The 1,461-nt window shown below is 68.0% G+C and carries 1 protein-coding gene; it reads left to right on the top strand.

Going from position 1 to position 1,461, the window contains the following annotated elements; genetic code table 11:
- Positions 1-1,458 (top strand): family 43 glycosylhydrolase (locus tag ACFYWM_RS44705; RefSeq protein WP_389927997.1); only part of this gene is annotated, 1,458 nt, incomplete at its 5' end.
- Positions 1,459-1,461: the final 3 nt, after the last annotated feature.

Here is a 1,461-nt window from a genome sequence, read left to right on the forward strand (position 1 = left end):
CTGTCCCCTCCCCGAGGAACGGCGTGGCGAGTGTTGCTGCTCGCCCTGGCCGGCGTGCTGGCCCTCGCCCTGGAGGTCGCCGTCAGCCCCACCCGCGCCGAGGCGGCACCCGGTCCGTCCTTCACCAACCCCGTCGTCGGAACACCCAACAGCGCCGACCCGACCCTGCTCTTCCACAACGGCTTCTACCACTACGTCGCCACCACCTGGTCGGCCGACGTCGTCATGCGCCGCTCGGCGACGATCGCCGGCCTGCGCAGCGCCCCCGAGCAGGTCGTCGTCCGCACCGGCGGCAACACGATGTGGGCCCCGCACCTGGAAATGATCGGCAACCGCTGGTACCTGTACTACTCGGTGGAACAAGGCAGCCTGCCCCGCCGCACCCACGTCGCCGAAAGCGCCGGCTCCGACCCGATGGGCCCCTACACCGTCCGCGGGATCGTCAACCTGATGCCCAACAACGGATGGGCGATCGACGCCAGCCTGCTCACACTCAACGGCAACCTGTACATGACATTCTCAGCCTTCGCCTCCGACGGCCTGCAATCACTGTTCATCGCCCCGATGTCCAACCCATGGACCGCCGCCGCCTTCGGAACCCGCATCTCAACACCCACCCTGGCCTGGGAACGCCAGGACGGCGCCGTCAACGAAGGCTCCTTCGCACTACAGCGAGGCGGCCGCACCTTCCTGACCTACTCAGCCAGCCACTGCAACGGCCCCAACTACAAGATCGGCATGCTGGAGTACCGAGGCGGCGACCCCCTGACGGCCGGCTCCTGGACCAAGTCCACCAACCCCATCTTCCAGCGCAACGACACGAACGGCGTCTACGGGCCGGGCCACCACTCCTTCTTCACCTCCCCCGACGGCACCGAGACCTGGATCGCCTACCACGCCAACTCCTCCCCCGGCCAAGGCTGCGGCACCACCCGCACCACCCGGGTACAGAAGATCTCCTTCAACGCCGACGGCACCCCCAACCTGGGCGTGCCGGTATCGACCTCCACCGTGATCCCCGGCCCCTCCGGTGAGACCACCCCCACCACGGTGCGGATCCGCAACCGGCACAACAACCTGTGCCTGGACGACTACAACGCGGCGACCACCCCCGGCGCCCAGGTGCGCCAATGGACCTGCAACGGCCAGGCCAACCAGGACTGGCAGATCACCCCGGCCGCCGACGGCTACTCCACGATCGTCAACCGCCACAGCGGACTGTGCCTGGACAACACCGACTGGGGCACCACCGCCGGCTCCCCCGTCCAGCAGTGGACCTGCAACGGCCTGACCGTCCAGCAGTGGCGGATCACCTCCGTGGGAGGCGGCTACTCCACCCTGACCAACCGCCACAGCGGCCTGTGCCTGGACAACTACAACTTCGCAACCACCGCCGGCTCCGAGGTGCGCCAATGGACCTGCAACGGCAACAACGCCCAGCAGTGGACCATCTCCTGACGA

It is taken from the genome of Streptosporangium sp. NPDC002721 (assembly GCF_042888905.1).
Lineage (GTDB): Bacteria > Actinomycetota > Actinomycetes > Streptosporangiales > Streptosporangiaceae > Streptosporangium.